At 54.2% G+C, this 17353-nt stretch carries 10 protein-coding genes and 1 pseudogene; 5 read left to right on the plus strand and 6 right to left on the minus strand.

Going from position 1 to position 17353, the window contains the following annotated elements; all coding sequences use genetic code 11:
• Positions 1–66: 66 nt before the first annotated feature.
• Entirely contained in the window at positions 67–1221 is a 1155-nt protein-coding gene (locus E4487_RS18390) for a Fic family protein (protein WP_134675994.1), read from the minus strand.
• Between the two features lie 1318 nt (positions 1222–2539).
• Between E4487_RS18390 and E4487_RS18395 the strand changes: the two genes are divergently transcribed.
• From E4487_RS18395 to E4487_RS18405, 3 genes and pseudogenes are all read left to right on the plus strand, one after another.
• Entirely contained in the window at positions 2540–2809 is a 270-nt protein-coding gene (locus E4487_RS18395; RefSeq protein ID WP_175254057.1) for a hypothetical protein, read from the plus strand.
• Complete coding sequence (locus E4487_RS18400) at positions 2806–3153, plus strand: LasR-specific antiactivator QslA (protein WP_175254058.1); 348 nt, start codon at positions 2806–2808, stop codon at positions 3151–3153. The genes E4487_RS18395 and E4487_RS18400 overlap by 4 nt, the downstream gene beginning before the upstream one ends.
• Positions 3154–3279: 126 nt before the next feature.
• Positions 3280–4123: pseudogene (locus E4487_RS18405) on the plus strand (helix-turn-helix domain-containing protein).
• Positions 4124–4373: 250 nt separating this feature from the next.
• On the opposite strand, the gene E4487_RS18410 reads toward E4487_RS18405, so the two are convergent.
• Together E4487_RS18410 and E4487_RS18415 are read right to left on the minus strand one after the other, a co-directional pair.
• A complete protein-coding gene (locus E4487_RS18410) occupies positions 4374–5498 on the minus strand; it encodes a response regulator (RefSeq protein WP_175254059.1) in 1125 nt (374 codons plus the stop codon).
• Between the two features lie 141 nt (positions 5499–5639).
• Complete coding sequence (locus E4487_RS18415; RefSeq protein ID WP_175254060.1) at positions 5640–10145, minus strand: PAS domain S-box protein; 4506 nt, start codon at positions 10143–10145, stop codon at positions 5640–5642.
• A gap of 112 nt (positions 10146–10257) precedes the next feature.
• Between E4487_RS18415 and E4487_RS18420 the strand changes: the two genes are divergently transcribed.
• Positions 10258–11949, plus strand: a complete 1692-nt coding sequence (locus E4487_RS18420) for a bifunctional diguanylate cyclase/phosphodiesterase (RefSeq protein WP_175254061.1) — start codon at positions 10258–10260, stop codon at positions 11947–11949.
• A gap of 64 nt (positions 11950–12013) precedes the next feature.
• A complete protein-coding gene (locus E4487_RS18425) occupies positions 12014–12931 on the plus strand; it encodes a diguanylate cyclase domain-containing protein (RefSeq protein ID WP_175254062.1) in 918 nt (305 codons plus the stop codon).
• 324 nt (positions 12932–13255) lie between these two features.
• Here E4487_RS18425 and E4487_RS18430 read toward each other — a convergent pair whose 3' ends face one another.
• The 3 genes from E4487_RS18430 to E4487_RS18440 form a co-directional block, all read right to left on the minus strand.
• On the minus strand, positions 13256–14455 hold the full coding sequence (locus E4487_RS18430; protein WP_257229456.1) for an MFS transporter: 1200 nt from the start codon (positions 14453–14455) through the stop codon (positions 13256–13258).
• A gap of 457 nt (positions 14456–14912) precedes the next feature.
• Positions 14913–16343, minus strand: a complete 1431-nt coding sequence (locus tag E4487_RS18435) for an IS1182 family transposase (protein ID WP_175254063.1) — start codon at positions 16341–16343, stop codon at positions 14913–14915.
• 117 nt (positions 16344–16460) lie between these two features.
• Entirely contained in the window at positions 16461–17351 is an 891-nt protein-coding gene (locus E4487_RS18440; protein ID WP_175254064.1) for a LysR family transcriptional regulator, read from the minus strand.
• Between the last annotated feature and the right edge of the window lie 2 nt (positions 17352–17353).

Genomic DNA, 17353 nt, shown 5'->3' on the forward strand with positions numbered 1-17353 from the left:
GACAATGGCCGCGCTCGGGCAACGCCCTCAAGCGTGATGCCTGACGGTCACGGGGCTTGGCGCAGGTCAGACGCCTACGACGGGTTCCGGGATGAAGCCTTCGTCCCGTAGTGCCTTGACGACGCCACGGATCAGGTAGTTGTTGGAGAAACCGATCGTGTACTGCCTGGAACCCTCGGCGACCGGGCGAAGCATGCCCTGGTCGACCAGCTTCTTCAGCTGGTAGGTCCGCTGATTGGCGGTCAAACCAGGCAGCGCAGGCGCCAGGTCCGCAGACTTCACCACGCCTTGCCTGATGGCGAGCTTGAGCACGCCCTCCTCGGTCGCCGTGATCAGGCTGCGATTACGTGCGATATCCACGGCGGGATTGAGGATATGCCGGGTCAGGTACTCGAAATCCGTCAGGCGATCCACCTTGTCCAGCTCTTCGCGCACACCCTCCAGAACATAGATACACCAGTTTTCCAGGCCCTCCGCTGTGCCGCTGTCCGCGCCGGAAAGCATGGCGTAGTAACGCTCACGGTCATTGCAGAAGACCGCCGTAGGATTCAGCAACCGGCCACCGACGTTCACGTTGAAACCGTACTTGATCAGCAACGCGTAGGTCAGAAGCCTCACCACGCGCCCGTTGCCGTTACCGAACGGGTGGATCCAGCCAAAGCGGTGATGAGCCAGCGCCACCTTCATCAGGTCGTACTTGGATGGATCAGGCCGGTTCACGAAATCGACCAGTTCGCTCATGTAACCGGGGACGGAAACCGCATCCGGTGGAACATGGGGCGACTGGGAAATACGGACGCCCCCCGACCGATAGGCTCCGGGTGTGCGGTCACCCTCTCTTTCCAGATCGTCGACAGCAAGCTGATGCAGCTCGCGGATGAAATGCTCGGACAGCGCATCTCCGGGGCTCATCGAGCCCTCGATGTACTCCATCGCCCGTTCGATGTTCGCGACCTCCCGCAACTGGTCGCTCTCCTGCTGCCGCCCCTCGACCTTGCTTTCGACGTAATCCGCCAGTGTCGTGTGGTTACCTTCGATCCGAGCCGAACCCAGGCTCTCCAGCATGTGGAAGATGCCTTTCAACTGGTAGAACACCGGCAACGGCGTACTGCCCTGAAGCTGCAGGCGCCGCAGGTGCTCGAGCTCGTTGAGCACATCCACCAGAGGCGAAGCGAAGGAAGGGTTCAGAAGCTGGAGTTCATGATGAGCAAATGGCGACATACGCAGGATTATCTCAAAAAACAATCTCGACTATCTTGAAAAAAGACCATGAAAACCTTGATTACAGAGGGCTCCGCGACCAATCACTCATGAAGCTATCTTGAATCAGTGGCCGTATCAAATGAAAAATGACCCTGCGCGGAACTGGAAAGGCAGCCAGTGCGGCATCTGACACGAACCTGCCGACTCTCGTGCCGTGCAGCATTTGAGCCGGTATGGAACGTCACCTGTCTGTGACGGAGCAAGGACTGCGAGACGCTGGTACGTGAGCGCGGAGGCCAGGTCGGTTCTGGGGCAGGAAAGCCATGGAGATTCGAGAGGCTGGCGCGTCACTCGCTATCCTGAGCAAGGCACAAGATAGCTGTTTGGATAGTCGGCTGCCTGCCTCTGCGGCGATGGCGGGAGAAGAAGCCCCAGGAGTATCTTGGGATCGCCAGAGATCGTGTTTCGCAAGATGGTGCCCGAAGCCGGACTCGAACCGGCACGCCATTACTGGCGAGAGATTTTAAGTCTCCATTTAATATTCGTAAAAACAATAACTTACTTAATTATTCGTTCCGCAATCGACCGGCATCAGGTTTGCTGCAGTCCCCAGATTTCAGGGGGCTTCAGCAAATTGCGGAACGTTCCTTATGGTACTGTTCGTGAGGCCCTTGATGCGGCCGGACTAAAACATCGACTGAGGGAGTACCAGACGCCTCCGCTTCCCGATGCACTCGAACCGAAGAGATATCTAGCTCCTCCACAAGCGCTTCTTGATCCCGCTGGCCGGTTAGCAGGCCGACACCAGCTCCCACTGCTGATCCAGCTCTTCATTGATAGCCTGCATGCGCTCGATGTCGACGGGCTCGTTGAGTCCGAAGGTACGGCTGTAAGCCAATAGCCATAGATGGAGTACGGCCTCAGCCCTATCTCCAACGAGAATGACTGTCCCCTCTCAATCAACTACGCCACAGTAGGTTGCCATCCTGAAACCCTCAGGCTAGAGTGCGCCCGTCGTGGTAAGTCCCACGACCGGGTGTAGCAACCTGATTCGTTCGAGGCGCGGTAGCGCCATAGTTTGAGTAGCCAGCACTCGACGTGCTTGATTGCTTAACTTCTATGGCGGACCGTGTGGGGCAGGCTTTTGCCTGGCCGGTTCCCTCGGACGCCGGTTTGCTACCCCCGCACGGTCCGCCTCCATTACCGTGTAGCAACGGCGGTAGGCGGCTCCTTAATCGTCTGAGGAGCATAAGGAAAATGCGCTACCCCTTTTTTACCCAAGAGCTCCGCCTCGGGCTTCAGGTCTTGCTGTCCACCTCTGATCCGGAGGTGCGCCATGGCTGAGTTCGAAACCTGCGTTGTACCTTTCCCGCTGCAGCGAAGCCCGCTGCATGAATACGAACGCTCTCCCCTGTCCTCTGAAGCTGCAGCTGAACTGCGTGGGGTGATGCTCGGTAACCTGCTGGATCAACTGGCTGAACCTGAAGGCTTGCAGCCCGCGGATCTGCGCGTGCGCATCGCTGGTTATTCAGCGCTGGCTCTGCTCGATGAGATGGTCGTGCTCTATCGCCGCGCCCTCTCTGAGGCTAGAGGAGGTGCCAGATGAGCAAGGGTGTGATGACCTACCTTCCGCCTCACGACGGCCATCCAGGTATGGAAATAGCCTGGGCTACCGATTGCAGAAAGGCGTTCGACCAAGGCGTGAAGCTGGCCCAGACATGGCTCGACAACGCCCGCAGTGGATGGCTCTGGGCTGTGATGATCTCGGAGCGCGATCTGCTGCCCTGCGCTATCGAAAGGCGAGCTTTTGAGGTGGGCTTCCTGAGTCGTATCCACCAGCGTATGTGCTCGCTTCTTCGCTGCGGCGAGCAGGCCGAGGTCTATACGACGGGTGATTGTTTTGGCCACAGAAAGACCCTGACGCTCGCAGGAGCGAGCTGTCAGGGCTGACCTGAGCCATGGCAAATACCAAGAAATGGCCTGTTAAAACAGACTATGAAGAGAGGTTCTGAGCTAGCGGAGTGCAGGGGCAGCGTACCGACTGTTTGCACTTCGTTAGCACAGAGACCGGAGAACATTTCGCCAGAGTTCGACTTTGCCAGGTATCGCCATTGCATTGTCGCAGTGGATGATGGCCCCATGCGCGTCTTGGGTGGCTTGCTGGCTACTGCTGACGCCGACCTCAAGGTGCTGGACGAGGCCCGTACCATCATTGTTCCAGGTTGGCGCAACCGTGGCAGCCACCTGAGGCGCTACTCGAGGCGCTGGGCAATGCCTATGTACGCGGCGCTCGGTTGCTGTTGATTTGCTCAGGTGTCTTTGTGCTGGCCGCTGCCGGGACTCCTTAATGGCAAGCGGGCCACAATGCACTGGAGCTATACCGATGAACTGGCATCGCGCTTCCCGGCTATCGGTGTAGATCCAGCGGTGCTCTATATGGACAACGGCCAAGTGATTACCTCGACAGGTAGTGCTGCGGGGATAGATGCGTGCCTGCATCTAGTCGAGCGCGACTTCGGTGCTCATATTACCTACTGCGTGGCGCGCCGTCTGGTGATGGCCCCGCAACATCCCGGCAGACAGGCGCAGTTTATTCCTGCACCGGTACCTCAGGTGCCTTGGGATGACCTATCAGCGGTGCTGGAGTGGGCGCGTCAGCATCTGGACAAACCGTTGACGGTAAGCCAGCTGGCGGCGAAGGCATTAATGATGCGACCGCACCTTTTTGCGTCGATTCAGTGAATCAACAGGCAAGTCACCCTAGGGTTGATTACAGCATGCACGCATGTCTCTGGCCCGTTCGCTGCTTGAAAGCACCAACCTGAACAACGAAAAAATTGCCGAGCGATACGGTTTTGCTTCCGTCGAAAGCTTTCGCGTGACATTTCGCAAAGTAGTCGGCGTGGCTCCGTCTTTCTAGCGCGAGAGATTCGGACAGCGTTAGGCTCCGTTGCAAGTCGATAAAGGTTTCTCCCGGAGACAGACTCAATCGCGTACCAGTGCCGGCGTCTGGCCGGCTCCTATTCTTCGTCAACGGCAACACCCGGCCAGAAGCAGCAACTCACATGAGGTAGCTTTCGACCCTTAGCGACGGGCGAAGGTGTCTATGAAGCCAAGGTCGATTCAGCCTCTCATTGATAGTGACATTTCTCAAAATTCGAGCAGATACCTCAATTTATGCCCGCAAGGCGTTTCAGGCTCTCTATCACATGTGCTGGCTCGTTATTACCCATAGCAGCCGCTAAACGCATCAGCACCTGCTCTCGACGTACTTGAAACTGCGGTAACGCATAAACTGCACCAATCAGCTCACGCAATGCTATTGGCACTCCCCAGTGGGCCTTGAGAGCAATAGCAAAGGGCTTGGCATAGTCATCGCACGCCTGGATGACAGCGCCGTCGTCTATACTGTTGCCCTGCTTGCTCCATATTTGCACCTGCTGCAAGACACATAACTCTCCGAGCCGATGCAATATCGCCGCTGTCTGTAAGGCACCATGCTCTACGCCAGACTGCCGGGCCAACTGCACTACCCTTTCAGCCAGTCGTTCCGAGGCATCCAGATGCTCTTGAATGAAAACAGAGAGCAACGGGTCCGCAGAACTGCCGGTCTGTCGCAATGCCAGAGTAATTGCCAAATTGAGGCTAGTACGCCCGCCTAAGCGCTTCAGTGCGTCTATTAAGTTAGTACAGCGCTGCCCCCCCGATAAATAAGCAGGACTGTTGGCTGCAGCGATCAGATAAGCACAGAGGGCGGGGTCATGTTGCCATTCCTCGGCGAGCTCTCGAAAATCCAACGGTGTACCGCGGGCGACGAGCATCAACCGATCCTTGACCTGGAGCATTAACGGTAAATCCAGATCCGCGGCGGACCGACCAGACAGAAACGTTTGTAGATCATCACGAGCCACTTCATGGACCACAGTCGTATCATCCGCCGGCAGTACGCTCTCTAGACACTCCACCACTTTTGGCACGTCGAAGGGCTTGGTGATGTAAGCACTAATAGCCAACGGCCTGATTGCTAGAACGCTTTCACGATCCGCACGACCTGTGATCATGACCAGCGGCGTATTCTTATCATCCTTACGAATCAACTGCAACAGCGTAAGGCCTGAGTCCTCGGGAAGGTTCCAGTCGGCTAGGACTAGTTGGTATTTTTTGCTCTGCCACCCAGCAAAAGCGCTTTTGACATCTCTGTAACAGTCAACCTCTGCACTTGGCCTCCTACTTAATACCAGTTGCCTAAGCAAATCTGCCAACCAAGGGTCGTCATCCACAACCATTACGCGCATTGGTATTCCTTCCCAAACCTTGAGCCTTCAATAAACAAATGCACATACTCAGACACATATCAATGATCGAAAGCAAATCGTCATTATCCAGCCAAAAAGAACTCACGCAACGACCAGGCATCCATAATAGATACTCATATTTCAGAGCATCTCACGGACAACTTGGATAGCCTCCTCAAAATCGAGCCCTGTTATAGCGACCCGCAGACGCTCTAAGCTCTTCGGATCAAGCTCCTGCTGATATCGCTCTATCACCTCTAATTGCGCAATAGCATCCATACTACGAAAAGCCAGCAACTCAAGTAACTCATTGAGACTCTCCCGTGCAGAACTACTCATAGCACCTCCAACTAGGCTGGTGAGTTTTACATCATGTGTGCCTTGCGCACCAAACATCTGACGCAGGGCTAAGATACTATCCTCAGCAAGGCGCTCCACTTCAGCTACGTCTGTTACTGCAATAATGCAAGACACCTTACTGCTTTCAGCATCGACAAGAGTTGCCTCCAAGTTTGATGCTTGCTCGACCAAAGAGGTACAGCCCATGGTTCCTGCCGTACCTTTTATGGTATGCAGCACGATTGCAACGCTTTCGGCATCCTCGGCCTGCTCTCTAAGCTGGCTAACTAGCGATGTAATTTGAACGCAAAAAGAGTCCAGCATTCGCTTAATAAGTTCTTCATTACCACTAAAGCGCTGTAGAATAGCGCCGCGCTCTTCGATAAAAGTCTTTTTAACTTTACTTATGGGGGTTGACTCTTGCTGTTCGGTGTCTAGACCAAGCTGCATCAAGATAGTGGACACCAGCATCTCCAAATCGAATGGCTTAGGAACATGCCCATCCATCCCGGCCTCAATGCATGAACGCTTATCAGCCTCAGAGGCATTCGCCGTCATAGCGATAATCGGAAGCGATTCAAACCCGGGCGTTGCACGAATTCGACGGGTTGCCTCAAGCCCATCCATAACAGGCATCTGCATATCCATGAGAACCAGGTCAAAGTGCGCTGATTCTGACACCACCGTTCGCTGACCTTCCGAACCATCTACAGCAAGCTCTACGACTGCGCCTTCTGCTGAAAGCAACTCGTCCGCAACCTGCCGATTAAGCTCGTTATCCTCAACAACCAAGATCCGTATACCGGCCAAGCGATTGGCTGATGTGATTTTAGATGCTGCGTCACTAGCCCCTGACTCTCCCGCCAAAGCTAGAGAAACTGCGGACATCAACTGCTGAGGGGTTACTGGCTTTGTTAGGAAGTTAGAAAACGGCGCCTTTTGATGCTCCTGAAGCTCTGCAAGCTCTGCTCGCCCATAAGCGGTAATCATTATAATTACAGGCGCATTCTCTCCATCGCCCGATGAGCGCATAATCTGAGCGGCGCGAACACCATCCAATTCAGGCATACGCCAATCCATCAGAACGACCTGGAAAGGATTCCCCTCGCTGGCCGCAGCCAGGGTCTTACCTACAGCGTGCACCCCACTATTTACCAACTCTGCCTGCCAGCCTATTGATTCAATGGTTTGCTTGAGCACTTGCCCCGCAATCGGATTATCATCTACCACGAGAACGCGCAGGCAATGCTCACTTGGTGGAAGGTCATCCTTGATAGACTTTTGCTGAACAATAGGAAGCTCAAGCGTAAACCAGAAATGGCTCCCCTCACCCAGGGTACTCTCGACCTGAAGCTCCCCCCCCATTAACTCAACCAAACTACGGCAGATGAACAAACCGAGCCCAGTCCCACCAAAACGGCGAGTAGTTGAGGCCTCTGCCTGCGTAAAACTATCGAAGATACGTGCTAGTTGCTCTGGTGTGATGCCAATACCGCTGTCTCTCACGCCGACATGAAGCATCACACTAGCCTCATGCCGCTGTATCATTCGCAGGCTGACAACCACTTCTCCCCGTTCGGTAAACTTCAGAGCATTACCAGCCAAGTTAATTAAAACTTGTTCTAATCGAAGACTATCACCTACCAGCATAACTGGCAGGTCGGTATCAATATCAAACACCACCTCAACAGACTTCCCCCCCTGATTACCTGAAAGCACGACCCCCAAATCCGTCATTAGCGAATCCAGTTCAAATGGGTGCTGCTCAAGTTGCAATTTACCCGCCTCAATTTTTGAATAATCAAGGATGTCGTTGAGTAGTCCGAGAAGAGATGTGGCGGCACCGTGAGCTTTATCTAGATAGTCACGTTGACGAAGCGTCAGCTCGGTTTGCCTTGCAAGCATAAGCATCCCCAGCACAGCATTCATCGGCGTGCGGATTTCATGACTCATGTTAGCCAAGAAAGAGGTTTTGGCGGCACTTGCGGCATCAGCCAGATCCTTGGCAACGATCAAATCAGCTTGAAGCTCACGCTCATGAGTGATGTCTATATTAATTCCAGTCACTCGAATCGCACTGCCTTTATCATCACGCTCTACTCGCCCGCCTGCTTGGATAAAGCGAACTGTTCCATCAGGGCGCACGACTCGAAAAATAGGATCGTAAGAGCCTGTTCCGGCGACGGCCGCTTGAAGTCGGCGCTCGGCCTCTTCAACATCATCGGGGTGAACACGCGAACGCCAATGTTCATATCTAAGTCCTGTCTCAGTAAGTGAGGAGGGTTGGTCATAAATTGCGAACATGCGGTCGTTCCACTCCAAGGCCCCATCTCTGACATTCCAACTCCAGATACCCAACTCTGCGACATCTGCCGCCAGAGCGAGATGATCGCGCATCTGAGCAATAGCATCGCGTTGACGATGTTGCTCAGAAAGGTCTGACATAATGCCGACAACCATTCGCTTGTTGTCGATCGTCATAACGCCGAGACTGATCTGGACTGGGAATACACGACCATCACGGTGCATCGCTTCAATTTCGCGATTGATACCAATCCCCCGCCCGCTATGATCACTGCGAAAGCTTTCTAAATAGCGGTCGTGTTCATCGGAAAATTTTTTCGGCATCAACATGGAGACGTTGCCTCCAATCATTTCTTTTTCTGTATAACCAAAAGCCAATTCAGCAGCAGGATTGCAAGATCGCATTACACCGTAGGAATCTATGGTGATAATAGGGTTCATCGCCGTATCGAGAATACCTCGAGTAGTTTCCAGACTAGATTCAAGATCACGGGTTCGCTCAGCCACCTCCTGCTCAAGTTGATTATTCATCTTCTGCAGGTGCGCTTCAAAAGCCTTTTGTGCAAAAATATCCCTAACGGTCTTCGACGCGCCTATGACCTGTCCACTATCGTTTAAAATAGGAGAGACAGCTACTGCTACGTCTTTAATGCTGCCATCCTTACATTTACGCTGCGTATCAAAACTATCTGTGCGCTCATTACGGACAATGCGCTCCAAAATGTCCGCCTCTTCCTGCTTTCGCTCTGAGGGCACAATAAGATCAGCAACTTTCCTCCCGATCGCTTCGGCCTCGGTGTAACCAAACAGACGTTCTGCACCGGCATTCCAGCTAATGACCTTGCCGTCAACAGTTTTCCCGATGATGGCGTCGTCTGAATTTTCGACAACTGCTGCCATCCACGCCTGCGTCGCTGCGACCTGGCGTCGACGCTGCTGATTAACGGCAAGAATGCTGACTAGAAAGGCAAGCAACAGGCTTAGTAGGCCGCCACCACTTAAAATAGCGGTTGGAGAGGCTTGATTTAGTTTCTCAACAAACAAGCTGTTCGCTCGATAATCTAGTCTCCAAGTACGCCCGTATACATTCCATGTCAGATCAAAGTGGTGCTCACTACGATCAATGCCGTCTTCAATGGAACTGGAAAAAAAGGGAGCCTCCTCCTTACTATTCGAGCTGGTAACATCCTGAAGCGTAAAATCCACTGCCGCGCTGTCAACCAACCCTCCAAGTACCTCTTCAGTAACTAACGGCGCATAGCTCCAGCCAATCGCCTCTTTCTCTCGCTCCTGAACAGTAGTTGGTGTGGCCCATCCTTTATAGATAGGCAGGAGGATTAGAAATGATTGCAAGGGCTTACCGGTTGCTTGCACCAGGGTTATAGGTCCCGTAAGACGAGCTTTGCCTGACTGCACAGCCGCCCAAGCAGCCTCACGCCTGTTCTGTTCCGAAGCAATGTCCAGGCCAACAGCTTGAAGATTCCGCTGCACTGGCTCGATATATTGAATGACAAACCGCTCATCTTGAGTGGGGGACAACTGTCGTATCGAAAAGCTGGGCCATTCGTCGTAACGGGCTTTCTCGAGGAACTGTGCTTCCTCAGCGACAGACACTCTCCGGATAAACCCAAACCCCCTAGCTCCTGGGAACTCATCATCAAAATCGCGGGTCAAGCTGTAGTTATGAAAATCTGCCCGTGTGATCTTGTCAGGGCCTGCTGCCAGAATGGTTGCGCGCCCGCCCCTCAACCCATACTGATAGCGCTCGAACCGAGCCCCAATAGCAACAGTGAGTGCTCGTGCCTCACTCTCAAGCTCGCTCCTGATCTGGCGCTGGTTAGCGACATGCGTCAACCACGCAGCCAGTAACGTGCTACATATGCCGGTGATCAGCACATACCAGACGGCATTTTTTACGCTAAAAGGAATGTGTTTGTGCTTCAAAGGATCGTCTCCATCCCTGATGTCCACGCCCGCTCTGCTTTCAATGAAGAGTCGAAGCATGCCTCCGCCTCAGCCGACTGAGCTATTCTTCTCGGGAACCCGTTCAGCTCGTATGATCAACACTATAGTTCCAATGGTGTGATCTTGAATTAAGGATTTTTCGGGGCGGCCAATGCCACAGAAAGCACTCAGGGAAAATTTCGTCATCTTGGTGGTGGACGATCAAGTCAGTGATGCCGAGGTGCTGCGTGAGGCCGTAGCTAGGCTGGGTCAGGTGCACGTGGCAAACACAAGTCAGCGTGCGCTCGATCTGGCTAGGCGTTTTAGGCCAGACGTTGTGCTCCTAGACATCTTAATGCCTGACCTAGATGGCTTAGCTTTGTGCCGTGAGATGAAAGCCGACCCCAAGGTTTGCGATGCGGCCATCATCTTCGTAACAGCCCACTCCCAACCTAGGATGCAGATTCGGGCCTTGGAAAGTGGTGGTGTTGACTTCGTTCAGAAGCCCATTGATGTTGCTATTGTACGAGCCCGAGTCCGCGCACACCTTAATTTACGTCGCCAAGCCAACCGCCTTGCTTACTTTGACGCTCTTAGCGGGCTACCTAATCGAATTCTACTAGTCGACCGACTAAATCAAGCTGTCTTGCAAGCGCAGCGCAGTGGCACATTTGCTTCACTAGTACTGATCAACTTAGACGACTTCAAGAGCATCAACAATCACTCTGGACACATGCTTGGCGACAGAATATTGCACGAGGTAGCACGTCGTCTTGAAGGGTTGACTGATGTGCACATAGACACTATTGCCCGTCCTATGGGGGATGAGTTCGCAATTCTGCTTACAAACCTAGAAAAAACTGACTCCATTGGCCCGCTTGTTGAAAACATTCTCAATGAGTTATCCCACCCTTTCTATATAGAAAAAACTCGATTCGATCTATCAGCGTGTGCAGGAGTTAGTGTTTACCCAGAAGACAGCAAGAATCACTACGAGCTTTTTAGTCACGCCGAAACAACCATGTACGAAGCCAAGAAACTTGGCCGTAGCCGGTACCGATTTTTCTCTGAGGCTCTTGAGGCCACCGCACGAGCTCGACTACTGCTTGAGAGACATATTCGACATGCTCTTGAGCAGAGAATATTCGAAGTATTTTATCAGCCCATGTACAGTTTCAGCCAAGGTGGTTTCTGCCGAATGGAGGCACTGACCCGCTGGCGCCAGGCAGATGGTTCTCTGATTTCACCAAATGAATTTATTCCTGTAGCAGAGAACACCGGGCTAATCATTCCACTTGGCACACATGTTCTGCAAAGAGCCTGCCTAGACGCTCTTAAATTAATGCGAGCCGGCTTCACGATCCCTGTCAGCGTGAATATCTCCGCAGTGCAGTTTCGAGAAGAAAATTTCCTTGAAATGGTATTAGGCACATTGAATGAATCGGGCTTGCCGGCAGAGATGCTTGAACTAGAAATCACCGAAGGCGTCTTGGCGACGGATATGGCGTGGACGAGCAAGGTTCTTGAAGAGCTGCGAGCAAATGGTGTTCGCGTAGCAATTGACGATTTTGGCACGGGCTACTCCAGTCTTGCTTATCTAAAGCGACTTCCAATTGATGTACTCAAGATTGACCAAGGTTTTGTCAGAGACATGCTCAGCGATAGAAGCGACGCAGACATCGTGCATGCCATCGTACGCATGGGGCAGGCTCTGAATCTGGAGCTCGTCGCCGAAGGAGTCGAAAATGAGCAGCAGGCCTGCAAATTGGTGGAACTTGGCTGTGATGTGTTACAAGGCTACCTGTATGCTCGACCATCTCCTTTCGAGGAACTGGAAAAACTATTACAACCCCCTGAACGTTAAATTGGTCTAGTCCTAGTACACTACCCGTGCTTTAGAGCACCCATAGCAGGCATTGAGAGGCTAAATGAGCGTAATTACTGCCTTAGCAGACCGCCGACCAAAGATCTTGGTGGTTGATGATCAGCCTGTAAACATCATGATACTTCATGAAATGCTTAGACCTTATTACGACGTCTATATGGCAACAAAAGGAAATGAGGTAGTTACAACAGCAACCAAGACTCAACCCGATCTCATTCTGCTAGATATCGTATTAAACGACATCAATGGCTATGAAGTTTGCTCCCGCCTCAAGGCAGACAAAAGCACAAAAAATATTCCAGTAATATTCATCAGCGCCAAGTCTGAGGACGAAGATGAAGCCACCGGCCTTAAGGTGGGCGCTGTGGATTATATACGCAAGCCTTTCAACACTGCCATCGCGCTATCGCGAATAGAAACTCACATAACCCTCAAACTTCAAGCAGACCGTTTGCGAGATCTAGCCAACTTGGACGGGCTAACGGGGGTCCATAACCGCCGAGCTTTTGATGAGATGCTCTCAAGATATCTCGACCAATCGAGACGCGAAAAACAGCAACTGTCTCTTCTTATGCTTGACGTGGATTTCTTCAAACGATTTAACGACCATTACGGACATTTAGAAGGCGACGAGTGCCTTAAGCGAGTTTCTAAGGCGCTAGAGGCGTCATCTAGACGACCTTTCGACTTCGTTGCGCGTTATGGAGGAGAGGAATTTGCTTGCGTTCTCCCCAACACGTCTTCTAGCGGCGCAAGGCAGCTCGCAGAAGTCATACGATCCTCCGTAGAACAGCTCAATATTCCGCACGCCCAATCAAGCGCTAGTAAGTGGGTTAGTGTTTCGGTGGGGGTTGCTAGCAACGACCCCTCACATGAAACCACGCCGGAGTCTTTGTTAAAGAAAGCAGATGAAGCCCTTTATCGCGCAAAAAATAACGGGCGCAATCAAGTGAGCAGCTAAAGCAAGACTGGCTCACAATAGCTTAAAGCACACATACTATTGAGCAACGCCCCCGCCCCCAAAATTTGACGCCCAGCACGAACGCCCATAAAAACTTCGAAAGCCTCTTAGATACAGGGCACATCTAACAGTAGCTTTGATCATCCGGCATCTGTACGGAGTACACATTTTCTCACATGGCCAATTAATTATTGCGAAAGATTAGGCTGAGGACATTTTGCCAACGACGCCATCTGCTTGTAGTCGGAATTAATCGTCGACGAGTGACAACTACCGGCCAAAAGCAGCCGGTGAAAAAACGATTGATATCAACCAAGGCCGCCGTCAGCTGGCCTCCACGGTCTCCGTTCTACGGCAATAGGCTAGTGCGATCAGAGACGCGCCGCAGGCAATCGCACCGAACAGAAACGTCGCCGACGAACCCAGGAAATGCCAGAGCACGCCCGCACCGGTGCTGGCGACGAGCAGCGCGACACCGCTGACCAGATTGAACATGCCGAACGAGGTGCCGCGCAGCTCGGCTGGCGCTGTCTTGGCTACCATGGCGGCCAGTAGACCCTGGGTCATGCCCATATGGATGCCCCACAGGGCGACGCCAATCGCCAGGCCAAACCAGCTAGGCAGCAGCGCCAGCGCGAGATCCGCCAGCACCAGAACAACCAGGCCGACGGCTAGCAACTGGCGATGGCTGATGCGATCCGATAGGGCGCCGAATGGGTAGGCCGACAGCGAATACACCAGGTGCATCGCCACCATCACCAGGGGCACCAGCGCCAGTGGCGTACCGACCTCCTCGGCCTTGAGCACCAGAAAGGCTTCGCTGAAACGTGCCAGGGTGAAGATCGAGCCAATCAGCACCACCTGCCAGTAGGCTCTGGACAGCTTGCGCAGCTGTGCGCGGCGCAGCGGGTTGGTACGCGGACGCTCGATGGGCGTGCGTGGCTCCTTCAAGCCGAAACACAGCAGCGCAACGGCCAGGAATGCCGGAATCACCGCGACCCAGAACACCGCGCGGAAATCGTCATTCCAGAGCAGCATCAGCGCGACCGCCAACAAGGGGCCGAGAAACGCACCGATGGTGTCCAGCGACTGGCGCAGGCCATAGGCGGCGCCGCGTAGTTGCTCTGGCGTGACGTCGGCGACCAATGCATCACGAGGCGCACCGCGGATGCCCTTACCGACGCGATCCATGAAGCGCGCGTCGAACACTAGCCCGGGCGTGTTGGCGATAGCGAACAGCGGCTTGCTCAGGGCACCGAGGCCATAGCCCAGCACGGCGAGGCCCTTGCGCTTGCCTAGGTAGTCGCTTAGGGCACCGGAAAAGATCTTGGTGATCAGCGCGGTCGCCTCGGCGATGCCTTCCAGCAAGCCGATGACGATGACGCTCAGGCCCAGTCCGGTCGCCAGAAAGAGCGGCAGCAGACTATGGATCATCTCCGAGGAGATATCCATGAACATGCTCACTCCACCGAGCACCCACACCCCGCGAGGAATCTTGCGCAGCGCCTCGCTTGAATAGAACATTCTTGCCACGTCCTTGGTCACGGTCAAACACCGGGCAAGCTATCACAGCGCATGCGTAGTAGCTAAGACACTTGGAGCACTGCCCATGCTCAGTGGAAGCAAGGGAATCATGAGCGAGAAACTATAGGCAGCCGGCACGGAAATGCGCCGATAGCGTGTGCCAGTAGCAATCGTACAAGTCGATCCTAGATTTGTGGTCTCAAGCCGCAGCGCAGCTAGCCAGAGCACGAATCTGAATATGCGTTCAGCCAACGGCTATTACTGGCCGATAGCAACCACTCACCGACGTCCGCTTCCGGCCCAGAGTGTGTAAAAACACTTTCGGATCTTGGGTGTCTCAGCCCAGCGCTCCTGGACGAGTTTATTCCCCATGTATTTGCCCCGACCGGCACCGGTAACGTTCGAGAGCGCTTCTGGTGCGTTTTAGCACCTTCTGGAGCAGCAAAAGCCAGGGCTTTTACGCCACCATCGCCCTCAGCAAGCTTTCAGTGCCAATGATTTTCATGACTCGCTTCATGTTGTAGGCGAGCACATTGAGGCTCATCTCCGTGCTGACGCCGACCAGCCTGCGTGTCAGGAAATGCGTGGAGCCCATCCATTGCTTGAGCGTCCCGAAGGGATGCTCAACAGTGCGCTTCCGGACTCGCATCATGTCCGGCGCATGGTTCAACCGACGCTGCATTTCCTCCAGCACCGCTTCATGTTCCCAGCGCTTTACTCGACGATTGGTGCTTGGCGTGCACTGCGGTTTCAGCGCGCATCTCTGGCAGTTTGAACTCCAATAACAGTGCATATTCATGCCCTTCTCAACGCTGGAAAAACGCCAGATCAGTGCCTCGCCAGCCGGGCAGATGTATTCGTTTTTCGTCGCGTCATAAACGAAGGCATCTTTGTTGAATCGACCATCAGCCTTGGCACTTGAAGTCATCGGCTTTGGCACGTAGGTAGTGATGTTCGCGTTGTGGCAAGCCAGGATTTCTTCACCCTTGAAGTAGCCACGGTCAGCCACTACCGCCAGCGTTTCTGAACCAATAGCTTCCCGCGCCTGCTTTGCCATCGAGCTGAGTTGGTCGCGGTCAGAGCCAACGTTCGTGACCTCGTGAGCAACGATCAAATGGTGCTGGGTATCGACCGCCGTCTGTACGTTGTAGCCGACGATGCCATTGCCACGCGTCATCATCGAGCGGGCATCGGGGTCGGTCAGTGAAACCTGTTTGTCTGAAGAGTCGTTGAGCTGAGATTCGATCACCTGAAGCTCTTTCATCTGTGCTTTGAGCTTGGCGATTTTCTCTTCCAGGCGCGTAGCGTCTGGCTCAGCAGCGGTTGGCACTTGCCGATCAGCGGCATCAAGGGCGGTCAGGTAACGGTTGATGCTCGACTCGATTTCCTCCATTCGGCGCTTCAGCTTTGCGCTGGTGAAGTTGCGGTCGCGATTGTTCACTGCCTTGAATTTGCTCCCGTCGATGGCCACCAGGTTTTCGCTAAACAACCCCAACTGCTGGCAGAGCACAACGAACTGGCGGCACACGCCGCGAATGGCTTTGCTGTTGTCTTTTCGGAAGTTGGCGATGGTCTTGAAGTCGGGCATCAAGCGACCGGTGAGCCACATCAGTTCGACGTTGCGTTGGGCCTCTCGCTCAAGACGCCGGCTCGACTGGATGCGATTGAGGTAGCCGTAGATGTAGATCTTCAGAAGGATCGCAGGGTGATACGCGGGTCTGCCGGTATCGGCTGGAATGACACCATCAAAACCCAGCGTCACTAGGTCAAGTTCGTCAACGAAGACATCGACCACGCGCACCGGATTTGTATCGCTGACGTAGTCGTCGAGGCTTTCGGGAAGCAAGGTGCTTTGACCTCGGTGTTCACCTTGGATAAACCGTTTCATGGGCTTCCCTTGCGATGAAATTCTCAGAAATCATAGCAAGGGTATGTCCGGGCGTTTTTACACACTCAGGGCCAAAAGCGGGCATATCCGAAGACATCCGCAACTAGCACTTTTCCGTTATTTCCCGTCTTGTGAGAGCGATTGACTGAGCAGCTCATCCAAAATTCTCAGGCTGAACTGGCGCTGCAGGGTGACGGCATAGAACTGCTCGGCGATCTCGGGTACCTCGGCGTAAAGCTGCAGGGCGCCGCTGCGCAGTTCGTCCTGAACCACCACAGCCGGCAGCAGCGCCATATCCCCAGAGTCACGAGCCAGTAGGCGCAGCATGGCCATGTCGTCCACCTCGGCGCAGATGATAGGTTTCAGCCCGTGGCTGTTGCAGTAGACCTCGAACTGGCTGCGCACGTCGCTGCTGCGGCCGGGGACGATCAGGCGTACCTGTTGCAAGTCACGATGCAGGTCGAAGAGGCCGATCTCCTGGCGCGGCGGCCCAATCAAGCAGACGGCCTGGCGATCAAGCAGGCGGCACTGCCAGGTACGCTGGCTGTCGGCGCTGACCGCCTTATTGGTCAGCACCACGTCCAGCTTGTGCAGGGCCAGGCGCTCCAGCAGTTCATCCAAGCCGCCGGATTCCAGGGTGATGCGCAGGCCTTCACGGCCGAGGAAGGGACGCAGCAGGTTTTCCTGGAAGTTGCGCGACAGGGTGGCGACGGCGCCGATGCGCAGCGTCTGGCTGGCCTGTAGGGTGTGCTGTAGGGTGGTCTGCAGCTCGCTGCCGAGAGCGAAGATGGTCTCGGCGTAGTCCAGCACCAACTGACCCGCTTCGGTCAGCCGCAGGCTGCGGCCGGAGCGAATGAACAAGGCGTGGCCGAGTTGGTCTTCCAGCACGCGGATCTGGGTCGAGAGGGCCGACTGCGACACATGCAGGGCCTCGGCGGCGCGGGTCAGGTTGCCTTCCTTGGCCACGGCCCAGAAGTAATGCAGGTGGTGGAAGTTCAGTCGGCGCATAT

This window comes from Pseudomonas sp. BMW13, assembly GCF_013357275.1.
GTDB lineage: Bacteria > Pseudomonadota > Gammaproteobacteria > Pseudomonadales > Pseudomonadaceae > Aquipseudomonas > Aquipseudomonas khazarica.